This window comes from Streptomyces diastaticus subsp. diastaticus (assembly GCF_011170125.1).
GTDB lineage: Bacteria > Actinomycetota > Actinomycetes > Streptomycetales > Streptomycetaceae > Streptomyces > Streptomyces diastaticus.
The window spans coordinates 40,555-57,673 of sequence record NZ_BLLN01000006.1 but is presented as its reverse complement, the minus strand read 5'-3'; the positions used below and the strand labels follow the sequence as shown (position 1 = coordinate 57,673).

13 protein-coding genes are annotated in these 17,119 nt (G+C 70.3%); 12 read left to right on the top strand and 1 reads right to left on the bottom strand.

The features are described 5' to 3' along the window. Positions 1 to 58 precede the first annotated feature (58 nt). The 11 genes from Sdia_RS29225 (at position 59) to Sdia_RS29175 (ending at position 14,090) form a co-directional block, all read left to right on the top strand. Complete coding sequence (locus Sdia_RS29225; protein WP_191835378.1) at positions 59 to 1,441, top strand: sensor histidine kinase; 1,383 nt, start codon at positions 59 to 61, stop codon at positions 1,439 to 1,441. After that, positions 1,438 to 2,118, top strand: a complete 681-nt coding sequence (locus tag Sdia_RS29220) for a response regulator (protein WP_100458319.1) — start codon at positions 1,438 to 1,440, stop codon at positions 2,116 to 2,118. Before Sdia_RS29225 ends, Sdia_RS29220 begins: the two co-directional genes overlap by 4 nt. A gap of 219 nt (positions 2,119 to 2,337) precedes the next feature. Next, on the top strand, positions 2,338 to 3,141 hold the full coding sequence (locus tag Sdia_RS29215) for an SAM-dependent methyltransferase (protein WP_100458320.1): 804 nt from the start codon (positions 2,338 to 2,340) through the stop codon (positions 3,139 to 3,141). 2,549 nt (positions 3,142 to 5,690) lie between these two features. After that, on the top strand, positions 5,691 to 6,566 hold the full coding sequence (locus Sdia_RS29210; protein ID WP_229831644.1) for a ribokinase: 876 nt from the start codon (positions 5,691 to 5,693) through the stop codon (positions 6,564 to 6,566). Continuing rightward, positions 6,563 to 7,603, top strand: a complete 1,041-nt coding sequence (locus Sdia_RS29205; protein WP_181844125.1) for an ABC transporter permease — start codon at positions 6,563 to 6,565, stop codon at positions 7,601 to 7,603. Before Sdia_RS29210 ends, Sdia_RS29205 begins: the two co-directional genes overlap by 4 nt. 368 nt (positions 7,604 to 7,971) lie before the next feature. After that, positions 7,972 to 8,997: a sugar ABC transporter substrate-binding protein gene (locus Sdia_RS29200; RefSeq protein WP_189500689.1), complete on the top strand. Its 1,026-nt coding sequence runs from the start codon at positions 7,972 to 7,974 to the stop codon at positions 8,995 to 8,997. Beyond that, a complete protein-coding gene (locus Sdia_RS29195) occupies positions 8,997 to 10,547 on the top strand; it encodes a sugar ABC transporter ATP-binding protein (protein WP_189500687.1) in 1,551 nt (516 codons plus the stop codon). The genes Sdia_RS29200 and Sdia_RS29195 overlap by 1 nt, the downstream gene beginning before the upstream one ends. Positions 10,548 to 10,605: 58 nt before the next feature. Beyond that, positions 10,606 to 11,061 carry a D-ribose pyranase gene (gene rbsD, locus Sdia_RS29190; protein ID WP_164379938.1) on the top strand — a complete coding sequence of 152 codons (456 nt, stop codon included), beginning with the start codon at positions 10,606 to 10,608 and terminating at the stop codon, positions 11,059 to 11,061. Positions 11,062 to 11,143: 82 nt separating this feature from the next. Further along, positions 11,144 to 11,857 carry a deoxyribose-phosphate aldolase gene (gene deoC / locus Sdia_RS29185; RefSeq protein ID WP_164379937.1) on the top strand — a complete coding sequence of 238 codons (714 nt, stop codon included), beginning with the start codon at positions 11,144 to 11,146 and terminating at the stop codon, positions 11,855 to 11,857. A 105-nt stretch (positions 11,858 to 11,962) separates the two neighbouring features. Beyond that, positions 11,963 to 12,721 carry a GntR family transcriptional regulator gene (locus Sdia_RS29180; protein ID WP_100458328.1) on the top strand — a complete coding sequence of 253 codons (759 nt, stop codon included), beginning with the start codon at positions 11,963 to 11,965 and terminating at the stop codon, positions 12,719 to 12,721. A gap of 328 nt (positions 12,722 to 13,049) precedes the next feature. Continuing rightward, on the top strand, positions 13,050 to 14,090 hold the full coding sequence (locus Sdia_RS29175; RefSeq protein ID WP_164379936.1) for a vWA domain-containing protein: 1,041 nt from the start codon (positions 13,050 to 13,052) through the stop codon (positions 14,088 to 14,090). Between the two features lie 501 nt (positions 14,091 to 14,591). Here Sdia_RS29175 and Sdia_RS29170 read toward each other — a convergent pair. Next, positions 14,592 to 15,620, bottom strand: a complete 1,029-nt coding sequence (locus Sdia_RS29170) for a DUF4062 domain-containing protein (RefSeq protein ID WP_229831643.1) — start codon at positions 15,618 to 15,620, stop codon at positions 14,592 to 14,594. Positions 15,621 to 15,898: 278 nt separating this feature from the next. Here Sdia_RS29170 and Sdia_RS29165 point away from each other — a divergent pair, with 278 nt between their 5' ends. Continuing rightward, positions 15,899 to 17,098: a hypothetical protein gene (locus tag Sdia_RS29165; RefSeq protein ID WP_189500685.1), complete on the top strand. Its 1,200-nt coding sequence runs from the start codon at positions 15,899 to 15,901 to the stop codon at positions 17,096 to 17,098. Positions 17,099 to 17,119 lie beyond the last annotated feature (21 nt).

The following is a 17,119-nucleotide window of genomic DNA, read 5'->3' as shown; positions in this document are numbered from 1 at the left end:
AGCGCCGGGTGCGGGTGGAGGCGCCGGGTGCGTGTCGGGTGAGGGCGGAGGTGGGGCAGTGGTGACGTCGTCGGTGGTCTCGTCGTCCGCTGTGGACGACATCCGGTTGCTGGGTGGGGTGCAGGTGCGGCGGATCGGGCCGGTGCGCAGGTTCTGGGCCGCGCATCCTCGTCTCGGGGACGTGGCGTTGGTCGTTGTGGTCGTGGGGGCGTTCGGTGTCGTGGGTGCTGCTGTGGTCAGGGACACCGTCAACGGCATCGTCGCTCTGGGCTACTATCCGCGCGGCGGTGCCGAACACTGGGTGGTCCCGTCGGTCTGGCTCGCCGGTGCTGTTCTGGGAGCGGGGGCGCTGCTCGTGCGGCGGCGTTGGCCGGTCGTTGTGCTGGCCGTGCTGACTGCCGGCGCTGTGGCCTCGCTCATGACGGGAGGCGTCACGGGCGTTTTCGGCCTGTGTCTGGGGATGGCGGCGGCCGCGGTCGCCTCGTCGCGGGACGCCCGCTCCACCTGGCTGCTGGTGACGGCTGCGGCTGTGACGGTGTCGGCGGCCATGTGGTGGTTCCAGCAGATCGGCATCCTCGAGATGCTGCTGTGGACCGGCTACTACGCCGAGGAGCCGTACTGGCATCTGACGGAGCCGCCGTTCTCGCCGGAGCGCCGGATCGTGTCGGTCGTTCTGCTGGTGGGTACTCTGCTGGCCGGGGTGCTGGTCGGGTTCGCCTCCCGGGACCGCCGCCGGCATGCCCACGACATCGAGGAGCGTTACCGGGCGGTCGCCCGGGAACGCGACACGTCCGCGGCGCTCGTGCGTACGGCGGAACGCGAGCGCCTCGCCCGCGAGATGCATGACGTCGTGGCGCACTCCGTGTCCGTGATGATCGCGCTCTGCGACGGTGCGGCGGCCGCGTTCGACCGGGCCCCGGACGCTTCACGGGAGGCGCTGGGTGAACTGTCCCGCACCGGCCGTGAAGCCCTCGCCGACATGCAACGCGTGCTCGGCGCGCTCGACACCGCGGACGCCACTCCGCAAGGGGCCGGCCTGGACGCTGTCGTGCGCCGCTTCCGCACCGCGGGGATGCCCGTGTCGGCGGCCGGGCTGGACACGCCCCTGCCGCCGGACACGGCGTTGCGGCTGGCGGTGAAACGTATTGTCACGGAGGCGCTCACGAACGTGCTGCGACACGCGCCTGGCACGTCTGCCGTGTCGGTCGTCGTGCGGCGGACCGGGCCGGCGGTCGAGGTCGCCGTCGTCAACGAGGCCGGCACCGGTCCGGGCACGGGCAGTGGCACGGAACGCGGCATCGTCGGTATGCGGGAGCGGGTGGCTCTGCTGGGCGGGCATATGATGGCGGGCCCGCGCGCCGGGGGCGGCTGGCAGGTGCAGGTGACGTTGCCGTGCCCCGACGCGGGGTCCGGTACGGCCGTGGAGGAGGGCCCCCGATGATCACGGTCCTGCTCGTGGACGACCAGGCGCTGCTGCGCATGGGGTTCCGGCTCGCGATCGATTCCGAACCGGACCTTGCCGTCGTCGGCGAGGCCGCGGACGGCAAGGTGGCGCTCGAACAGGTCGCCGCCCTCGCTCCGGACGTCGTCGTCATGGACGTGCGGATGCCGGGCATGGACGGTATCGAGGCCACCCGCCGGATCGCCGCGGAGCACCCCGCCGCCCGGGTGCTGGTGGTGACCACGTTCGACGTCGACGAGTACGCGTTCGCCGCGCTGCGCGGCGGCGCGAGCGGGTTTCTCCTCAAGAGCGCCCGGCCCGAGGAACTCGCCGAGGCGATCCGCACCGTCGCCTCGGGCAGCTCCGTGGTCGCGCCTCGTGTCGTACGGCGCATGCTCGATCTCTTCGCGCACCACCTTCCGCACAGCCCGGACGCGGACCCGCCGCGCGACGATGCCCTCGATCCGAGGCTGCGTGCCCTCACCCCGCGGGAGACCGATGTGCTGCGCGCGGTGGCGCAGGGACTGTCCAACGTGGAGATCGCGGAGCGTCTCGTGCTGTCGGTGACGACGGTCAAGACCCACGTCGGCAACATCCTCGCGAAGCTGGGCGTGCGGGACCGCGTCCAGGCCGTCATCGTCGCCTACGAGTGCGGCCTGGCGGGCTCCCGCCAGTAGGACCGTGCCGGCGGGAGGCGTCTCGTGGTGGCGGTGTGTCAGGTGCGCCGCCTGCGCGTGGGCCGTACCTGACGGCGTCTCATGCCTGACAGCGATACGCTGCCGGTCCGGGCCGCCCGCGGGGACGACATGCGTCTGGTCCCGGTCCGCGGCACCGGCCGCCGCCCGCCCCTTGGGCCTGCCTCTGACCTGTCCTGTCACCTGGAAGGAAGCGCGCTGATGAATGCCGGCCCGCAGTACCCGAACCTGGGCGTCGATCTCCAGCCGAGCAAACCTCACTCGGCGAGGTTCTGGAACTACCTGCTCGGGGGGAAGGACAACTACCCGGCGGACCAGGAGCTGGGTGAGCGGATGAAGCGGGAGTTTCCCGCGGCGGTCGAGCTCGCTCTGGCCACGCGGGGTTTTCTGCGGCGGTCGGTGCGGTACCTGGCCGCCGAGAAGGGGTACCGGCAGTTCCTCGACATCGGCACCGGTCTGCCCACTGCCGACAACACGCACGAGGTGGCTCAGCGCGCGGCTCCGGACGCCCGGATCGTCTACGTCGACAACGATCCCATCGTCCTGGCACATGCCCGTGCTCTGCTGACCAGTACGCCGGAGGGGGACACCGACTACATCGACGGTGACCTCAACGACCCCGGCAAGATCGTCGCCGAGGCTGCCCGGACTCTCGACCTCGACCAGCCCGTCGCCTTGATGCTGATGGCGGTGATCGGGCATGTGACCGATCCGGCGGAGGCCGTCGCCCTGGTGCGGGACTACACCTCCCGGCTGGCGCCGGGCAGCGCGCTGGTGATGTGTACGACGCTGGCCTCGCCGGAGATCGACGCGGCGAACCGGTCGTACGCGGACTCCGGCACCCAGCCGTACGTGGCGAGCAGCGCGGAGACGATGCTGGCGATGGCCGAGGGCCTGACCATCGCGGAGCCGGGGCTGGGCCCGGTCAGCCGCTGGCTCCCGGACGCGTCCGGTCCCGGCCCGGACACCCAGCAGTGGGGCTACATCGCCTACAAGCCCAGCTGACAAGGGCAGAGCCCGCCGCCCCCGTGCTTCCCGGCGGCCCTTCCGTGAGCCCCTCGTGGGGCCTGCCGGCCCCACGAGGGGCTGCCCGCATCCGGTCCGCGGCCATGCCTTCGGGGGCAGCGTCTCCCTCCGGGTGTCGCCTCGCCGGCCCGCGCGGCGGTGCCGGCACCTTCGCCGGCCCTCTCCTCCTCCAGCCGGTTCCGCCGCCCGGCCGGGCACGGGCTCTTCCCTGGGACGGGCGGGCGGTGCGCCCTTCCCGGAGCCCGTCGCCGGAGCGGGAGTGGACTCCACCGACCGCCTGTGGGGAGCTGACCTCGGTGAGTTCTGCCCGTACCGGCAGCTTCCGGCTCGCACAGCTCGCACGGGCTGCATGGCCGCATGGCCCGCCCGGCTCGCACGGGCTGCACGGCCCGCGTGGCTCGCACGGGCTGCATGGCTCGCACGGGCCGCCTGGGCCGCCCGGCCCGTACTGGCCGAGCCGCCCGGGCCGGGAGGTGTCTCGACGTGCTTGGTGGTCCCAGCGCCCGGCGTCTGCCGTGTTTCCCGTGCCCGAGGGGCGTCGGGAGGGCATCGCGGCACGGGGGAGCCGGTGCGGGGGAGCAGCTCGTGGGATCACGCCGTGCCGGTGGGACAGCGGCTGGGCCGGTCCCCCTGCTCTTTGTCCTCGGCGTTCGGGCGGTCACCGTTCCCGCGGTGGCCGCTGCCCGGCGTCGCTTCGGTCCGGCGCTGCTCGCCGCGGCGGAGCGGGGGGCGAGCCTTGCGCGGTTCGGGTGCCGTGGCGTGTCCGGGTCTTCCAGCGCTGTGCCGGCGGGGGAGAGGGGGAGGGCCCGGCTGACGTCCGGCGCGCCTGCCGTGTGTGCCGGCGGCAGAGGGCAGCACGGCGACGGAGGCGAGAGTGTTCCGGGAGCCGCGGTGCACGCCCCCTGTGTCCGGTGCCCGCCCTGCTGGGTGATGAACGGCTGCGGAGCATGGCTCGGCGCCGGTGCCATGCGCTGGGCCAGGATGGCCCGGCGGCCGCGTCGCCGGCCTCCGGCCCTGTCGGCCTGGTCCAGCGGACGCCACCAGCCCTTGAGCGACAGGCCCTTGCGGACACGCAGGCTGGTCCTTGAGGGGCAGCGGGTCCGGGGAGGGTGGTGCCGGGTGCCGCCAGATCTTCGTCCGGGGAGGGGGCTGTGCCTGGGTGCGGGCGTGGGCGTGGCGCCGCGGGGCGTGGGCGGGCGGCCGGCTGCCGGGGAAGGGGTGCCGCCGGGCCGCGGGCGTGCCGGGTGGTGGTGACGCCTTTCGCGGGAACGGGTGAGGCCGGTGACGTGTCCGGCCAGGCGCGCCTGGGGGAAAGGCGTAGCAGTCGCGGATGTCCATCACGTGAGTGTGCTCATCGGTCAGGAGAGCTGCGGTGCGGCTGGTGAGGGGCACCGGCAGGACATGTCCTGACGCTCGCCGTGGGGAAGGCGTCGCAGCGCCACCGGCCCGGGAGTCCGTGCCAGAAGTTCGTCGGGCGTGAGGGCGGCCGAGCCCCCGCTCCACCGGCTGCCGGCCGGGCCGGTGACTGCTGCCGGGGCATCGATGCGCCAGAGCACCGGCCACCCGCATGTCGAGTGGGTGGAGGGCGGCGTGGAGGTTGCCGTAGCGTCCGGACAGCGGACAGCGGACAGCGGACAGCGGACAGCGGACAGCGGACAGCGGGGGCGTCACGCGTGCCGGCGAGGGTCAGGGCCGGGTCGCGTACGGGGACCTGGACGGCTTGCGGAACGTGGCGATGGTACGGCCGAGTGCCACTACTGCTGACAGCTGATCAGGAACACGCCTGTGCGGGGGACGTCGCCTGTCGGGTGGTCAGGAGTTTCGCCGCGCGTCCCGCGCCTGGTGTCCGGTCAGGTGTTTCGTTGCGCGTCTCTGTCTCTGTCTCTGGCGGCTGGTCAGGAGTGTTGCCACGCGTCTCCTCGCCAGAGGATGCAGAGGAGACCGCCTGGCTCCCGGCTCCGTACGGTGCGTGCTCACGCTTCACCGGATGCCGGAGAGGGGCGTGGACGCCCGCCTCCTGTCTTCTCCCGCTCCCGGAGGCGCCGGGCGGAGTGTGCGTGTAGCGGGCTGGGCCCTGGGTGCGCGGTGTCTGCCGCAGGTGCTGGGCGGGCTTCGGCGGGGGAGGGGCGGGGCCGCTTGCGCGGCGGCGAGCACCCTGAGGAAAGAGACGCCTCCCCGGGAGGCGCCTTCCGGAGTCAGGGTTTCGTGGAGCGGGAGCGGGAGCGGGAGCGGGAGCGGGAGCGGGAGCGGGAGCGGAAGCGGGAGCGCGGCGGGCGGCGAGCGGTGCGGTGCCGACCGGCCGGCCGGGCCTGCGGGCGGTCCAGGAGCGCGGCGGGCACCGTATGCGTTCCCCGCACGCGTGTCGCGCGTTCTGGTCTGTGGTGGGTGGTGCCATACGCGGGTGAACAACCCATTGACTGTGGACATCCCTGTACCTACGATCGCGCTTGTTCATGGTTGTCCATACACAAAGCGGTGGTGGGTCGATGAAGATCGCGGTTGTCGGTAGCTATGGAGCCGGTCTGACCATGCGGATTCCCAAGGCGCCCGCCGCGGGGGAGACCGTCTCGGGTGGCCGTTTCCACTCGGGAGCGGGCGGCAAAGGCAGCAACCAGGCCGTCGCCGCCGCCCGGCTGGGCGCCGAAGTCTCTCTCCTGACGGCCGTCGGAAACGACGACTTCGGACGCCGCGCACGACAGCTGTGGCAACACGAGGGCGTCGCCCACCAGCACGTGGTGACCGCCGGAGCACCCACGATGGTGGGCTTCATCCTGGTCGAACCGTCCGGTGAGAACCGCATCGCCATCGCCCCGGGCGCGCTGGACGAACTGGACGCGGCGGCGGTGGCATCCTTCCGCGCCGAGATCGCCTCGGCCGACATCCTGATCGTCTCCATGGAGATCCCCGAGGAGGCCGTGCTCGCCGCCCTGCGAGCCGGCCGTGAGACGGGCACCCGGACGCTGCTCAACCCCGCGCCCGCCCGCCCACTGCCCCAGGAGAGCTGGCCCCTCATCGACGTCCTCACCCCCAACCAGACCGAGGCCCCCGTCCTCCTCGGCCTGGACGACGGGCACGGCATGAGCGAGGAGGAACTGGCCCGCGCCCTGCAGCAGCGCACCGCAGGCACGGTCGTCATCACCCGCGGCGCACAGGGCGCCCTGATCGCCGGCACCCACGGCGTCACCCAGGTCGACCCGCACCCGGCCCCGGCCGTCGTCGACACCACCGGCGCCGGTGACTCCTTCACCGCCGCCTTCGCCGTCGCCCTGGCCGAGCAACGCCCCCTCGAGCAGGCCGTGGAGTTCGCCGCCGCCGCCGGCTCCCACACGGTGTCGATCGCCGGCGTCATCCCCGCCCTGCCCACCAGAGCCCAGCTGACCGCCCTGATTGGAGACGACTCGTGACCCCGACCACCTCCCCCAAGCCGCAGACCGCCCCGGCGGCACCCCCCGACGCCTCCTCCCGCCGGCTCCCACTCACGCTGCACAGACTGCTGCACGCCCGGGAAGCCGGCGTGTTCGCCGCCCTCGTCCTGCTCTTCCTGCTGGGCACAGTGCTCTCACCGACCTTCGCCCAGTCCGGCAACCTGCTCTCGGTCGGCCAGCAGATCGCCCAGCTCGGCATCATGGCCGTCGGAGCGACCTTCGTCATCCTCAACGGCGAGATCGACCTCTCCGTCGGCTCCACCTACGCCCTGTCCGCGATCTCCACCGGCATGCTCATATCGGACGGCTGGAGCTGGGCCGCGGCCATGGCCGTGGGACTGGCCGTCGGCGTCCTCGCCGGACTCTTCAACGGCCTGGCCGTGGTACTGCTCGGCGTACCGTCCTTCATCGTCACCCTCGGCACCCTCAGCGTCTTCCGCGGCATCGCCCTGCTCATCTCCGACGGCGCCCCGATCTCACTCAGCTCCTCCCAGCCGGGCGTCGCCGAGTTCAGCCTCCTGGGCCAGGGACGGCTGTTCGGCGTGATCCCCATGCAGTTCGTCTTCTTCGCCGCCGTCGCCGCCATCGGCGTGGTCCTGCTCGCCCGCTCCCGCTTCGGCTTCAACACCTACGCGGTCGGCGGCAACCAGGAAGCCGCCCGGCTCGTCGGCGTCAACGTCAAGCGGGTCAAACTCACCGCGTTCGTCCTCTCCGGATTCACCGCCGGGCTCGCCGGCGTCCTCGGCCTGTCCTTCCTCTCCTACGTACAGGGAGTCACGGGCCAGGGACTCGAACTCACCGTCATCTCAGCCGTCATCATCGGCGGCGCCGCCCTCTTCGGCGGCTCCGGCACCATGTGGGGCACCGTCATCGGCGTCGCCTTCATCGGCCTGCTCCAGAACATCCTCAACATCAAGGGCATCTCGTCCTTCTGGCAGACCGTCGTCACCGGCCTGGTCATCGTCGCCGCCGTCGCCGCCGACACCTGGCAGCGCAAGCGCAAGACCCGCGCCTGACCCGGCCGCCCACGACACCGACCCGGACACCACCACCACGGCCCGGCACCCGGTCAGCCCAACCAGGACCCGCACCCGGTCAGCCCAACCCCAGGAACCAGTCCGGCAGCCCAGCCCCAGGACCCGCACCCGGCCCGCCACACGCACGCCACCAGCCACCCCCGCCCCCCGTCGCCCGCGGCCCGGCACCCGGCAGCGCAAGCCCCAGAACCCGCACCCGACCCGGGCCCCACCCCCGCCACCTCGCGGACACGGACACCAGCCCACCCCAGGCCACCGGCCGCACCGCGAACCGCTCACACGCCGCCCCACCGGCCCCACCCGCCCCCCTGTCCCCGAGAACCGCGGACCCGCCGAAGGAGCCCCCGATGTCCCCGCGTACCCACCTGAGAACCCTGACCGCCGCCACCACGGCCGTCGCCGCCCTCTCCCTCAGCGCCTGCGGCGCCATCACCGCCGACGGCACCAACGGCACCGGCGACGACTCCTTCACCCTCGCCCCCTACATCCAGCAGCGGCTGGACGACGACAAGCCGCTGCGCATCAAGCTCAGCTACCACGACCCCTCCCTCGCCTTCGCCAAGCCGATCGGCTCCGGCATGAAGAAGGCCGGCAAGGAACTCGGCGACGACGTCTCCCTCATCGGACCCACCGGCGGCGACGCCGGCAAACAGGTCTCCGAGATCCAGACACTCATCCAGCAGCAGGCCGTGGACGGCCTCGCCGTCTCCTCCGCCTCCAGCGACGCCCTCAAGCCCGTCATCAGCCAGGCCTACAAGGCCGGCATCCCCGTCATCTCCTTCAACACCGACAACCCCGACTCCCAGCAGATGGGCTTCGTCGGCCAGGACCTCGAAGCCTCCGGAAAAAACCAGGCGAAGGAACTACGCAAGAAGATCAAGGGCGACACCAACGGCAAATCCGTCATCGTCTTCTCCGTCGACACCGGAGCCGGATGGTCCCACGACCGCTTCAACGGCTTCAAGAAAGGCATGAAGGACAGCGGACTGAAGATCGTCGGACCAGTCAACGTCGGCAACGAACCCAACAGCGCATACAACACCGTCGAATCCACCATGTCCGGCCAGCCCGACGTCGCCGCCGTCGCCGGACTGGACTGCTGCTCCACCACCGCCGCCGCCAAATGGGTCGCCCAGTCCGGCAAACAGGACTCCATCGCCATGGGCGGCTTCGACCTGCTCACCCAGACCTCCGAATACATCGACCGCGGCGTCCTCGACTTCACCGTCAGCCAGAACCCGGCCGAACAGGGCTACCAGGCCGTCAAGACACTGCACGACTTCCTCACCGAGGAAACCAAGATCACCGGCGTCGACACTGGAGCCCAGATCATCACCCGCGACAACCTCGCCGACGCCACCGTGGAGGACTGATGACCCCCGCACCCCCGCACCCCGACACCCCCAGCCCGGCCGGCACCACACCCGCCGTACGCGTCCGCAACCTCACCCGCAACTTCGGCCCGGTCCGCGCCCTGCGCGACGTCTCCTTCGACGTCCCCGCAGGCGAGATCACCGCCCTCCTCGGCGAGAACGGCGCCGGAAAATCCACCCTGCTGAAAATCCTCGCCGGCCTCCAGCCACCCAGCGACGGCGACATCACCGTCTTCGGACAAGACGTCACCTCCTTCGAACCGGCCACCATGCTCAGCCGGCACGGCGTGGCGATCGTCCCCCAGGAACTCTCCCTGCTCCCCGACCGCACCGTCGCCGAAAACGTCCTCAGCGGCGTCGAACCAGGCAACCGCTGGTTCCCCTCCCGCCGCCAGATGATCCACCGCACCACCGAACTCCTCGCCGGACTCGACCTCCACCTCGACCCCGACGCCCCCGTACGCACCCTGGACCTGGCCACCCAGCAACTCATCGTCGTCGCCCGCTCCCTGGCCCGCGGCTGCCGCGTCCTCATCCTCGACGAACCCACCGCGATGCTCACCCCCGCCGAGGCCGACCGGCTCTTCACCCTCATGGACCACCTCAAGACCGAGGGCACCACCATGCTCTACGTCTCCCACCGCATGCCCGAAGTCTTCCGCCTGGCCGACCACATCCAGGTACTGCGCGACGGCGCCCACGTCGCCTCCTGGCGCCGCGACGAAACCACACCCGAGCAAGCAGTCGCCGCCATGGTCGGCCGAGAACTCGGCCAGTTCACCCGCCGCACCACCGACACACCCCCACCCGCCACCCGCCCCGCCCTGACCGTCCGGCAACTCAGCGGCCGCAGACACCACGACATCTCCCTCGAACTACGCCCCGGCGAGATCCTCGGCATCGCCGGACTCCCCGACTCCGGCCGCATCGAACTCCTCCACAACATCTTCGGCGCCGACCCCGGCAACGGCGGCACCGTCGAACTGGGCGGCGAACCCTACGACCGACGCAACCCCATCACCAGCGTCGAACGACGGCTGGCGTTCGTCCCCGGCGAACGCCGCGCCCAAGGACTACTGACCACGATGAGCGTCGGCGAGAACATCGGCGCCCTCACCACCCGCACCTTCAGCCGCCTCGGCCTCCTCCGACGCCGCCCCTTCAACGAAGCCGCCACCACACAGGCACGACAGCTCCGGGTGAAGACCGCCACCATGACCCAGCCCATCACCAGCCTCTCCGGCGGCAACCAGCAAAAAGCCGTACTGGCACGCTGGCTCGCCATCAACCCCCAGGTCCTCATCCTCGACGAACCCACCCGCGGCGTGGACATCGGCGCCAAAGCCGAAATCTACGCCCAGCTCACCACCCTCGCCGACCAAGGCCTGGCAATCCTCTGCTCCTCCTCCGACCTGCCCGAACTCCTCACCCTGACCGACCGCATCGCGGTGATGAGCCAAGGACGCCTCGCAGCGGTCGTCGACTCCGCCGACGCCACCGAGGAATCCGTCATGACCCTCGCCACCGGCACAGAACCCACAGCCGCCTGAAGCACCACACAAACCCCGCCCCACCCCCACCCACCCCCACACCACGAAAGGAACCACCATGAAACGCTCCGGCATCCTCAACGCCGAACTGAGCGGCGCCCTCGCCACCCTCGGCCACACCGACCTGCTGCTCGTCGTCGACGCCGGCTTCCCCATCCCCCGCGACGCCCACCGCATCGACCTGGCCCTCGCCCAGAACCTGCCCGACCTGCGCACGGTACTCACACTGATCGCCGACGAACTCGTCGTCGAAGGCGTCGTCCGCGCCGAGAACGTCCCCCACAACAACCCCCGCCTGGACACCTGGCTCCACGAGCGCTTCACCGACGCCGAGTTCACCACCCGCCCCCACACCGAGATGCTCGGCGCCCTGGCCCGCCAGGCAAAGGTCATCGTCCGCACCGGCGCCTTCGAACCCTGGGGCAACATCGGCCTCTACTGCGGCGTCGACGCCCCCCACTGGTTCGGCGGCGAAGACATCATCACACCACCCGAGTACGCCTCCCGCCTCTGACCCCACCCCGCCCCGCACCCGAAAAACACCCCGGCGGCCCACCCGCCCACACCCCCACACCACCTCCCAGGGAGACCACACCGTGTCCGAAACCACCACCGCCGCCACCGAACTCACCCTCACCCCGGCCCAACTCGCCCCCTACATCCAGCACACCAGGATCGACCCGGACACCACCCGCGAGCAGATCATCGCCCACGCCCAGGAAGCCGCCACACACGGCTTCAACGCAGCCATGGTGCCCGCCTCCTGGCTGCCCGAGGTCGTCACCGAACTCAGCGGCACCGGAATCGAAGTCGCCTCCGCCCTCGACTTCCCCACCGTCGGCGTCATGACCAGCGCCGGAAAGGCCGCCGAAGCCGCCGAAATAGCCCGCCTCGGCGCCACCCAACTCGACATCGGCGTCCAGATCGGCTGGCTCAAGAGCGGCCGCTACGACGACTTCCGCGAAGACATCGCCGGCGTCGTACGAGCCAGCGGCCTCCCCGTCAAGGTCATGCTGGAACTGCCGCTCCTCACCGAGACCGAACGCGAAACAGCCGTCGAACTCGCCATCGAAGCAGGCGCCTCCTTCCTCAAGAACGCCAGCAGCGGACAGATCGAGACCGCACACCCCGCAAGCGTTCGCTACCTTGTTGACCGGGCCCGCAACGGCGTCCAGGTCAAGGCCTCCGGATCCATCAAGACCTACCGGCAGGCCCTGCAACTCCTGCGCGCCGGAGCCAGCCTGCTGGGAACCAGCGCCGGACTGTCGATCATCACCGACACCGGCGACGAAACCACCGCCAGCTACTGACAGCACCACCGGCGCCCATGCCCCCGGCCCCGCCCGGGGGCACGGGCACCGGGCCGGAACGACACCCGTCCTCCGGCAAGACCACCACAAGGAGACAAGACCACCGTGACGGGCGACAAGCCAGGCCTGCCGGACATCAAGCGGGACGTCCCCACGGCGATCCACGTCCAGATCTCGGAACACATCCGACTGCGCATCGCCAGCGGCGCCTGGCCCGCCCACTACCGCCTCAAAAGCGAACCCGAACTCGCCCAGGAATACGGCGTCAGCCGCGGCACCCTCCGCCGCGCCCTGACCACCCTCATCGAAGAAGGCCTCCTACGACAGGTCCGCGGCCGCGGCACCTTCGTCACCTCGACCACCATCGAACCAGCGATCGCCCAAAAACTCAGCACCCTCTCCGAAGACTTCGCCAGCCAAGGAGTGGTCACCACCACCACCGTCGGCGAATGCACACTCATCGCCCCACCCCGCCCCGTCGCCGCCCTGCTCGACGTCACACCCGACACCCGCGTCCTGCGCCTGACCCGCGTCCGCAGAACCGACCAAGGCCCCGTCGCCCTCCTCTCCAACTTCGTCCGCACCGACCTCGCCCCCGGCATCGAGAAGACCGACTTCACCACAGCCAGCCTCTTCGGCGTCCTGGAAGACACCTACGGACTCAAGATCGCCACCGCCCGCCGGACCTTCAGCGCCGAGGCAGCCACCACAGACGTCGCCACCGAACTCGACCTCGGCCAGGGCGACCCCGTCCAGTACCTCCAACAGGTCACCTACCTCGACGACGGCCGCCCCGTCGAATACTCCGACGTCTGGATCCACAGCGGCCGCCTACGCGTCACCTCCCTCCTCCTGCGCCGCTGAACCAGCCCCCCCCGCAACACAGCCACACCTGCCCGCGGGCAGACACGAAAAGCGCGACCACCGGCACCCCACGCAGCGCGAAACCGTCACCGTCACCGGTGACGGTGCACGGAACCGGCGGCGAAGCCCCCGTCCAGCGCCTCCACGACCCAGTCGCCCCCATACAAAACCGACGCGGTACCGGCAGGCCACGCAAAAAACGCAACATGGCACGACCCCGACCGCCCGGCCCCAGCCCGACGTGGCCCCACCCCCGACGAACCATGATCGATTGTCAGTGCCAGATGGGAACGTAGGGCCACCGAGTCGGAAACGAGGGGGAGTTCCCATGTCCGGAAACCAGAACTACATCAACCACGTCGCGCTCGTCCTGGACGCAAGTTCCTCCATGTCCCGCCTGAGCGCCAAGGTGATCGAAGTCGCCGACCAGCAGATCACCTACCTGGCCCGCCGGTCACGCGAACTGGACCAGGAAACCCGCGTCACGGTGTACGTCTTCGCGAACAACGTCGAGTGCGTCATCTACGACAAAGACGTCCTGCGCATGCCCTCCCTCAAGCAGCTCTACCGAGTCGGCGGCATGACGGCCCTCCTGGCAGCCACCCTCACCTCGCAACGCGAACTCGCCCAGACCGCCCAGCTCTACGGAGACCACAGCTTCCTCACGTTCGTCCTCACCGACGGCCAGGAGAACGCCAGCCACCGCTGCCCCGGCACCCCCTCCAGGAAGCCCGCAGAACTGGTCAAGGCAGTGGCCCAGATGATCGAGACCCAGCAGGACAACTGGACACTGGCCGTCCTCGTCCCCGACCAGATGGGCAAGCGCGAAGCCATGCAGTACGGCTTCCCCAAGGACAACATCGCCATCTGGGACGCCACCAGCACCCAAGGCCTGCACGAAGCCGGCCAAGTCATCCAGGAAGCCACCGAAAAATTCATGGTGGGCCGCACCAAGGGCATCCGCGGCTCCCGAGCGGTCTTCTCCGTGGGCGCCGAAGCAGTCAACAAGGACACCATCAAGGCAGCCGGCCTCACAGCAGCCGACCCCACCTCCTACGCACTGCTCCCCGTCACACGTGACGCCGCGATCCGCGACTGGATCACCGAATCCGGCCACACCTACCGCACCGGCGGCGCCTTCTACCAGCTGACCAAGTCCGAGAAGATCCAGCCACGCAAGCAGATCGCGGTCCTGGAGAAGACAACCGACCGCATCTACACCGGCCCCGAAGCCCGCGCCCTGCTCGGCCTGCCCGACGTCGAGATCCGCATCAAGCCCGACCACAACGACGACTTCACCATCTTCGTCCAGAGCACCAGCGTGAACCGCAAACTCCTCACGAACACCAGGGTCCTCCTCATGCTCTGACCCCGCCCTTCCCTCCACACCGGCCACCCCGGGACGGAGCCCCCCGCCAGCAGCAGCCGAGAACCCCCACTTCCGCGACCAGACTGAACGAGCACCTGCCCGGACTGCCAAGTGACAGTCTGCAAGGAAGTGTCAGCTGGGCATCGTCATCTGAATGTCAGTGACGCAGCCTCAGTGACCTGGTAGTGGGTACTGACGGATGGTGATCACCTGTTGCTGACATGGGTGGCGAAAGGCCAGGTCATTCTCATGCCGACTGCTATAGCTGGCGCGGGGTTGTGCTGGTCAGAGGTGTGAGGCCCTTAGTCGGGCAGGCTTGTTCCGCATCGCAGATCCCGAGGACCCGGCGAACCAGTCCATGGACGTGGGTGACCTACGAGCGACCGCCTGGGTCGCGCCGTTCGGCAGCCACGGTGTCAGGGATCCCAGGCGAGGCTTCCGGAGGTAGAGCGCAGCGCCTCACGCCGGGTGACCGTGAACCGTTGTCATGACGGCACCGTCTCAGGTGGCTGAGGGGTGCTGCTTGATCAGTACTCTTGAGAGGGTCCGTGCGACCTCCTCTGCACCGGCGTCCAGCGCAGCCAGGCTGGCGGACTCGTCCGGCTCGGTTTGCAGTGCGAACGAGCGCATGAAGCCGCCGAGTTCGGCACGCGTACGCGATTGGTGCGGGTTGAACCTGTCGATCTGGGTCAGCTGGGGATCCGAGACGCCGACCGCCACGACGATGCGTTCATGCTGGATCAGATTCAGCGCGCCGATGAGCCTCAGCAGGGCGGTGATCTGCTGAGGCAGCGCGTCCTGATCGAGGATGGAACCCATGGCGTCTCGGGGGAGTGTGGCCCGCAGGGAGACCTGTCCGGTCTTGTGTAGGCGTACTTCCACCAGTTCCCCAGGCCGGGTGGCGTCCCACCGAGGAGGCCGACTGAGGGGCATGCTGACAATTGCATGTGCCTGGGAACTGGACGCCGTCAGAGCAGTGTCGCTCTTGACCGCCCCGGACCGGCGGATCCGGTCCGCCAGTGATGTGCTGAGCTCCTCCAGCTGACGGGCCGAGTAGCCGGCGAATCCCACTGGGAGAACGTGCAGTTCCAGCAGAGGGACGCTGACGCCGCCTTGGACACCTCCTTCATCGAGGCTCCGACGCAGCGAAACGGGTTGTGTCAGCGGTGCGAAGGACAGCGAGGACGGCCCCGCCTCCAGCTCCTTCACTTTTCGCACCACCTTGGTCAACAGCTCGGCAGTGTCCTGGAACGAGTCACGGAACACTCCGGTGGCGTAGGCCTCCACGTCCCGGGCGAACGACTGCTGGGCGTCTTCGAACGTGACGCCCAGCTTGCGATAGACCCAGCGTGGCTTACCCGCCGTCTTGGCCGCCACCCACTCGTCGTGTGTTGCCGACTGCCCTGTCTCGGGGAAGACGTGGCCGTAGGACGGTCCGAGCAGGAAGACGCAGACATTTGCAGAGTCGAGAGCTGCCAGGCACGCTTCCCGGCTGGGCGTGGGCTGCGCGGAGAAGTCCTCGAACCGCACCGGGGTATGCCCAAGCGCCCGAATGAGGCCAGTAGCGCGTCCCGCTCCTCTTCAAGTCCCTTGCGAACACTGCTGACGAAGATTCTCACGCTACGGTGTCTCCACTACTGAGGGGCTCGCCGATGCGAACCGAGTGACCGGCGGGCGTCTGGGATGCGGGAGTTGTCTCATGGCTGAAGTCTCGGAAGAGGCGATACGCGCCGCGGCGGCGGTGACCGCGCCTTCGCCAACCTCACCGACCGCGAACTCGCCGAGCTCGTCACCCTCGGAGCCCACCGATGAGCCCCCGCGCCACCGACGCCTGGGCCCGCGCCCTGACCGCCGCCGTCACCACCGTCCCCGACACCGGGACCGTTCACGCCGCGCGCCGCCTCCTCGCGGCAGAAGCCACCCAGCTCAACGTCAACCAGGGCTTCGCCACCGCGAAGTTCCACCTGCCCACCGGCCGGCCCGTGCGCCCCCGCCTTCTCGTCGAGGAACTCTCCGCCGAGCAGTGGAAGCGCATCGAAACCGCCCTCGCCGCCCGCCCCTCCGACCACGGCCTCAGCGACGAGCTCACCGACCCCGCCCACACCGCCGGCATCCCGCTGATCCCCTCAGCACAGGACTTCTCCCACACCTGCCCCTGCACCCCAGCCACCGGGCCGTGCCCGCACACCGTCGCCGTCGGACTCCTCCTCGCCGAACGGCTCCGCTCGGCCGTCGAACCGCTCTTCACCTTCCGCGGCCGCGCCTACCACCGCATCAGGAAGGCCGTGCGCACCGCCAAGTCCGGCGACGCCTTTCTCGCCGCCTCCCCGGGCGCGGACCCGCAGTCCAACCACCTTGCCCCCGCCCCGGCCGTCCTCGTCCCCGCACAGCAGCAACCCCGCACGCCCATGCCCGACCCCGTCGACCTCGACCTCACCGCCGCACACCCGGTCTTGCCCGCCGGGCCACCGCCGCCTCCCGCGCCGCTGCCCGGCCTTGCCGCCCTCGGCGCCCTGGTCGACGACGCCGCTCACCGCGCTCAGGCGCTCCTGGACCGCTCCGAACAGCCAGCCGGCCCCGACGCAGGAACCGACCTCGCGCGCTTCACCGCCCTCGAACATGGCGCCCCCTACCGCCAGGCCGCCATGGAACAGCTCGGCCTCGACACCGTCGCCATGGGACACCTCTCCCTCGCCCACACCCACGGCGGTACCGCCGGAGCCGCCGCATACCTCCATCGCTACGACCTCGACCACGACGGCCTCGCCCGAGCCCAGGCCGCCATCCAGCCTCTGCGGCCGGCCCCCACCGCCATCGTCGAATGCGAGGACAACCGGCTCACCGACCAGGCCGCCGGCGTCCAGCTCCGCTACGGACCCGACGGCCGCTGGCACCCGTACTTCGCGCCGTACGGAACGTGGCAACCAGCACCCGGCCCATCCCCGGACCCCGCACTGGCCTACCAGGCAGCCCGGGCCGCAGCCCGCCCTCACCGCCGAACCCGATAGACACCCGTCCCCCCTCGCCAG

Coding starts and splice junctions, on each gene's coding strand:
- Sdia_RS29220 (WP_100458319.1), top strand. CDS start 1,438: ATGATCACGGTCCTGCTCGTGGACGACCAGGCGCTGCTGCGCATGGGG.
- Sdia_RS29215 (WP_100458320.1), top strand. CDS start 2,338: ATGAATGCCGGCCCGCAGTACCCGAACCTGGGCGTCGATCTCCAGCCG.
- Sdia_RS29210 (WP_229831644.1), top strand. CDS start 5,691: ATGCGGATTCCCAAGGCGCCCGCCGCGGGGGAGACCGTCTCGGGTGGC.
- Sdia_RS29200 (WP_189500689.1), top strand. CDS start 7,972: ATGTCCCCGCGTACCCACCTGAGAACCCTGACCGCCGCCACCACGGCC.
- Sdia_RS29195 (WP_189500687.1), top strand. CDS start 8,997: ATGACCCCCGCACCCCCGCACCCCGACACCCCCAGCCCGGCCGGCACC.
- rbsD (WP_164379938.1), top strand. CDS start 10,606: ATGAAACGCTCCGGCATCCTCAACGCCGAACTGAGCGGCGCCCTCGCC.
- Sdia_RS29175 (WP_164379936.1), top strand. CDS start 13,050: ATGTCCGGAAACCAGAACTACATCAACCACGTCGCGCTCGTCCTGGAC.
- Sdia_RS29165 (WP_189500685.1), top strand. CDS start 15,899: ATGAGCCCCCGCGCCACCGACGCCTGGGCCCGCGCCCTGACCGCCGCC.